This window comes from Actinoplanes sp. NPDC051633 (genome assembly GCF_040681735.1).
Lineage (GTDB): Bacteria > Actinomycetota > Actinomycetes > Mycobacteriales > Micromonosporaceae > Actinoplanes.
In genome coordinates, this window is sequence record NZ_JBFAZH010000530.1 from 1 (window position 1) to 5,323 (window position 5,323).

Sequence of the window (5,323 nt, forward strand, 5' to 3'; positions counted from 1 at the left end):
GATCCGTACAGCTTTCATTTCGGTGAACGAAAAACCTGCGTGGTGGAACCCGATGGTGGACTTCTCTTGCCCAGCCGGTGCCTTGACGCGCTGTGCCGGCGAGCCCAGGAGCTCGGCGTCCGGCTCGAGAACGGAGAAGTGCGGTCCGCGACGTCGGTGGGGAAGGCGGTCAACCTTCGTGTCGACAACGAATCCGTCCACATGGACCGTGTCGTCGTTGCGGCGGGACCTTGGACTGCCGACCTGCTCCCCGGGCTGCAGCCGAAGCTCCGCGTGACGCGACAGTACCCGGTGTGGCTGGCCGCAGAGCCGATCGGCGATGGCGCCTGCCAGCCATGGATCGATCTCGACAACGGCTACTACGGCGTCGTCAACGCGGCGCCGGGCCGGCATCTCATAGCTCGACACATCGGCGGAAGTGATACCGAGGTGGATTATGGGATCCGTGGAAGCGGCTGTGGTCCGGATGGTCCCGTCGACCCGGAGATGAAGAAGTTGGCCGCCGCCGACGGGATACGCCAGTTCGCCGGCATGTTCAAGCCCTCGGCCGCGGCGGAGGTGGTCGATGTCGATGTCTGCCACTACACGAACACTCAGTCGGGACAGTTCATCGTCGATCGTTCTCCCGACGCGCCCAATATTGTTTCCTTGAGTGCATGCTCAGGACAGGGTTTCAAGTTCGCTCCCGTGTCCGGCGCACATGCGGCCGCTCTGGCCGACGATCTCGACCTGCCGCCGGCCGCGGAGGAGTCCTCCACCGCCAGCAGCTCATGGCCATCGACCGAGGCGATGTGAGCCCGTGCCCATCAACTCGGTCCGCAGCAAGGCGCAACTGCTCGGCCGCATCATCCTTATCGCCAGCCTCGCCGGAGTGATCGCGGGCAGCATCATCTGTATTTTGGCCGCGCCGAACAGCGGCTGGTGGGTGGCCGGCAGCTGCCTCGCCGCGGTCAGCGGCGCGATTTTCGGGGCGTCGTTCGGTCTCGCGGTCGGACGGTGGGCCGGGCAGGACGTGCTGGAGCAGCTGGATGTCACATTGCGTGCTCACGTTTCGACACTCGTCGACAATCCCGCGGATGCCATTCTTTCCCGGGCCGAGCACCTCGAGCCGTTCCGATGCGTTCTGCATCATTATCACCTGACCATTCTGGACGGCGTCCATACCTGGCGCTACCGTGTTTATCGATTCGACTCATGCCCACCCGGGCAATATGAACTTCGCACCACTTTCAACGTTGCCGATCCGCGTAGCGGCGCGCGCAACAAATACGTGATCGTGCTCGCCGTCCGAGATATCCGGGTCATTCTCGTGCAGCGCCGGCTATCCGGCGCCGAGCCGTCCGTCGTCGAGATCTTCCCGACCGGTTCCGAAGGTTTCCGCAGCTGCGTCGCCGGCGTCGGCCACATGCAGAACTGGGATGGCCGTCACATGACCACGAAATGCTTGCTCTCTCGTACGCCGCTCATCAACGGGATCAGCGAAGGAACTGTCAGCCGGTCCGACGACATCGATCTACTGCAAAAGAGGTGGCATGCCGACTACTCCACCACACTGGATATCCTCTGAGAATCCGCCGGCAGCCGCCATTGATCTGAGTATGGTCCGACGGCAACTCGAGGCGGGTTTCCTGTCCGGCAAGTACGGATACCACTTCCCGGCCGGAGCCGCGCAGTCCTGTCGGCCCGACATCCTCGACTACGACACCTCCGAGGCCGCCGCTATCCGGGCGCTCATCGCTCGACGGTGTTCCTACAGCGGTGTGGTCGAGCTCGGTCCGGGCGACGGCCGGCGTGCGGCTCGCCTCATCGCCACCGCGCGACGATGGTTACCCTCGTCCTACTTGGGACTCGACTGTTCGGCCACCCTGCTCGATGATGCTCGCCGCCGGCTCGAGGACATCGGCGTTTCGGCCCGCACCGGGCTGTGGGATTTCGAGCAGAGGCCAACCGCTCTGATCAGGGACACTCGGCAACGCGATCGGATCGTCTGTCTGTTTCTAGGCAACACTCTCGGCAACGTGGAATCGACCTCCGACGTGTTGAGCAACATCAGATCCAGTCTCGACCCTGGAGACCATTTGGTGATCAGCGTCGCTCGGTGGAAACCGGAGATGCCGGCCGAGCAACACGTCGACTGCTACCTCGTCGACGGATTCCGGACCGCTGCGCTCGCCCCGCTTCTCGCTATCGGTCTGGTCGCGGAGATGGACCTGAGCATGTCGGTGGAGGGACGCATCATCATCGGTCATGCGACAATTGTCAGCATTGATCACGTGCCGCCCTCACTCGCCGACGTGCTCGTCCCAGGTCGCCGATTGCGGTGCTTCATCTCGCGGCGTTTCGACGTGACAGCGCTCGACAGCGCCCTGAAGGAGGCCGGTTTCGACGTCGACTCGACGTTCGCGGCGTCCGAGAGCATTTCGGCAATCGCCACCGTCCGCTGAGGCGGCACGTGGCGTCACCCGATACCGCGGGTTTGCAGCCACAACTCCAGGACGGCGATCTGCCAGAGTCCGTTGGAGCCGACCGGTGTCCGGTGCCGGTTCGGCTCGGCGAGCAGTTCGTCGATGTATTCGCGGCGCAACAGCGCCCGATTCTTGGCGGCCGGGCTGTAGAGGGTGTCGCGGACCAGATCGAGCACAGGACCGCTCAAGTCATGCAGCGCGGGCACGGGGAAGTAACCCTTCGGGCGGTCGACGAAGCTGTCCGGGAAAAACTGGCGTGCGACTTGCTTGAGCGCACCCTTGCCGCCGCGGGCCGACTTGAGCTCCGGCGGGCAGGCCGCCGCCAGCGCGACCAGGTCCTGATCGAGGAAAGGCACCCGGAGCTCCAGGCCCCAGGCCATGCTCATACTGTCGATGCGCTTGACCGGGTCTTCCGGCATCAACAGGTGCGTGTCCAAGCGCAATGCCGCGTCCAGCGCGGTATCCGCGCCAGGGCTCTCCAGGTGAGCGGCCACCAATTCCCGGCTGACGTTGCTGACGCACCGAACGTCCGGTTCGACGATGCGGCTCACCGCGTCGTGATCGCGATCCGAGAACGCCTGTACGAACACGTCGAGAGCGTCGGCGCGCCCGGCCGCCGCGAACGGCTGATGGAAGCGGTATCCGGCGAAGATCTCGTCGGCGCCCTGCCCGGCCAGGGCTACCTTGACACGTCGCGACACTCGTTCGGACAGCAGGAAGAACGCCACCACGTCGTGCGTCCCCATAGGCTCGGTCATCGCCGCCACCGACTGTTGTACCGCCGGCACAAGGCTCTCGTCATGAATAGAGATGCGCTCGTGGTTCGTGCCATACCGCGCGGCGACCTGGTCCGACCAGCCGAACTCGTCACCTGGCTGGGTGCGGGAGTTCTGGAAGCCGATGCTGAACGTGCGAACGTCGTGCCCTGCCTCGGCAAGCATTGCCACGATCAGACTCGAGTCGAGGCCGCCGGAGAGCAGCACGCCGACGGGGACGTCAGCCACTATGTGACGGCGCACCGCCGTACGCAGCGCATCGGCGATTTCACGCTGCCACTCGTCGGCGTCCATGCCGGCGACCCCGGGATCGCGGGTGTATGTCGGCTGCCAGTATCGCTGCTCGCGGGAGCGGCCATCGGCCTCGATCACCCGGAGCGTCGCGGGCGGAAGTTTACGGACGCCTCGCAGCAGGGTGCGCGGTGCCGGGACGATCGAGTGCCAGGACAAGTAGTGGTGCAGAGCGACGGGATCGATAGTGGTGTCCACGTCGCCGGCGCTCAGTAGCGCTGGGAGAGTGGAGGCGAAACGAAGCCCACCTCGTACTGAGGCGAGGTACAGCGGCTTGATGCCGAGCCGGTCGCGGGCAAGCAACAAACGCCGTTGGCGCCGGTCGACGATCGCGATCGCGAACATGCCGACGAGATGATCGACGAATCGCTCTCCCCACCGGTGATAGGCGGCCAGGACGACCTCGGTGTCGCTCTGGGTGCGGAAGCGGTAGCCACCGTTGCGCAAATCCTCCTGCAACTGCCGGTAGTTGTAGATGCACCCGTTGAAGGCGACCGCGATCCCCAGTTCGTCGTCGACCATCGGCTGAGCTGCGGCGTCGCTCAGGTCGATGATGCTCAACCGGCGATGGCCCAGCGAGGCCCACCCGTCGCGCCACATCCCGGCGCCATCCGGTCCTCGCGTGGCCATGGCCTCTGTCATCGTGGCCACCGTCGCATGAGACACCGCAGTGCCGTCGAAACGGACCTCACCGCAGATTCCGCACACTTAGCCTGCACCTGCCCTTGTCGCCGGGGCGCTCTCCTCCGCCATGATGGGTCAGCGACGGCGTTGCCAGCGCAGCGGGCCCGGGTGCAGCGACCACCACGCGCGCCGCCATCAGGAGCGCCGCGCAGCGCCGATGCGTAGGCAAAAGGAGATCCTGCTGCTGGCCGGACTGACCAATTAGGTCGTAGACGACCCCATCTACCAAGCGCTACGCGCTGACGTCACGACCCGCCGACCAGCTGCCGCTTGACAGAGGAGCAATTTGCAGAACCCGTTTAGACGCCCTGCCGGATGCGGTTCTGGTCTTCGGCGACGAGGAGCGCTTCAAGGGCGTCGGCGGGCATGGGGCGGGCGAAATGGTATCCCTGTGCCTGCTGGTAGCCCAGCGTCCTGAGCCGTTGGACCTGGGCGGGTGTTTCGACGCCTTCGGCGACGGTGTCCAGGCCGAAGCCGCGGGCGAGTTGCAGCACGGCGGCGGCGATGACGCTGGAGTGCTCGTCGGGCAGGAACGAACGGTCGAGTTTGATCTGGTCGATGGGGCAGGCGGCGAGCAGCGACAGGGTGGACTGGCCGGTGCCGAAGTCGTCGAGGGCGACCCGGATGCCGAGGGCGCGCAGGGCGGTGAGGGTGTCGCCGGTCGCGCCGCCACCGATCGCGGTCGACTCGGTGATCTCGATGATCAGCCGTTGTGCGGGCAGGTGGTGGTCGGTGAGCGCTGCCGCGACCTCGGCAGCGAAGGAGGGCTCCCGCAACTGCTGGGCAGAGACATTGATGCTGATCGTGGGTGGAGCGGTCGCCGGGTACGCGTGGTGCCAGGCGGCCATCTGCCGGCAGGCTGCGCGCAGCACCCACCGGCCGATGTCGATGATGAGGCCGCCGGCCTCGATGATGGGAATGATCTCGGGTGCGCCGATCAGCCCGCGCTCGGGATGCTGCCAGCGCAGCAACGCTTCGACACCGGCGAGGTGATCGTCGTCCAGGTGCACGATCGGCTGGTAGTGCAGGCGCAGCTGGTTGTCGTGCAGCGCCCGCCGCAGCGCGGAGCTGGCCTGCTCGAGGGCCGCGCCGCGTGCCTGCATGCCG

The 5,323-nt window shown here is 65.8% G+C and carries 5 protein-coding genes; 3 read left to right on the plus strand and 2 right to left on the minus strand.

What is annotated here, in order from left to right; all coding sequences use genetic code 11:
* The 3 genes from AB0M20_RS25800 to AB0M20_RS25810 all read left to right on the plus strand — a co-directional run.
* On the plus strand, positions 1-795 hold a 795-nt coding region (locus AB0M20_RS25800; RefSeq protein ID WP_364302370.1), incomplete at its 5' end, for an FAD-dependent oxidoreductase.
* A 4-nt stretch (positions 796-799) separates the two neighbouring features.
* On the plus strand, positions 800-1,567 hold the full coding sequence (locus AB0M20_RS25805) for a hypothetical protein (protein ID WP_364302372.1): 768 nt from the start codon (positions 800-802) through the stop codon (positions 1,565-1,567).
* Positions 1,533-2,444, plus strand: a complete 912-nt coding sequence (locus AB0M20_RS25810; RefSeq protein WP_364302374.1) for an L-histidine N(alpha)-methyltransferase — start codon at positions 1,533-1,535, stop codon at positions 2,442-2,444. Before AB0M20_RS25805 ends, AB0M20_RS25810 begins: the two co-directional genes overlap by 35 nt.
* A 14-nt stretch (positions 2,445-2,458) precedes the next feature.
* Here AB0M20_RS25810 and AB0M20_RS25815 read toward each other — a convergent pair whose 3' ends face one another.
* Together AB0M20_RS25815 and AB0M20_RS25820 are read right to left on the minus strand one after the other, a co-directional pair.
* Positions 2,459-4,240: an N-acetylglutaminylglutamine amidotransferase gene (locus AB0M20_RS25815; RefSeq protein WP_364302376.1), complete on the minus strand. Its 1,782-nt coding sequence runs from the start codon at positions 4,238-4,240 to the stop codon at positions 2,459-2,461.
* Between the two features lie 275 nt (positions 4,241-4,515).
* Positions 4,516-5,323: EAL domain-containing protein (locus AB0M20_RS25820; RefSeq protein ID WP_364302378.1), on the minus strand; the 808-nt coding region annotated here is incomplete at its 5' end.

Excerpts from the sequence above, each read along its gene's own strand:
- AB0M20_RS25810 (WP_364302374.1), top strand. The coding sequence starts at position 1,533 with ATGCCGACTACTCCACCACACTGGATATCCTCTGAGAATCCGCCGGCA.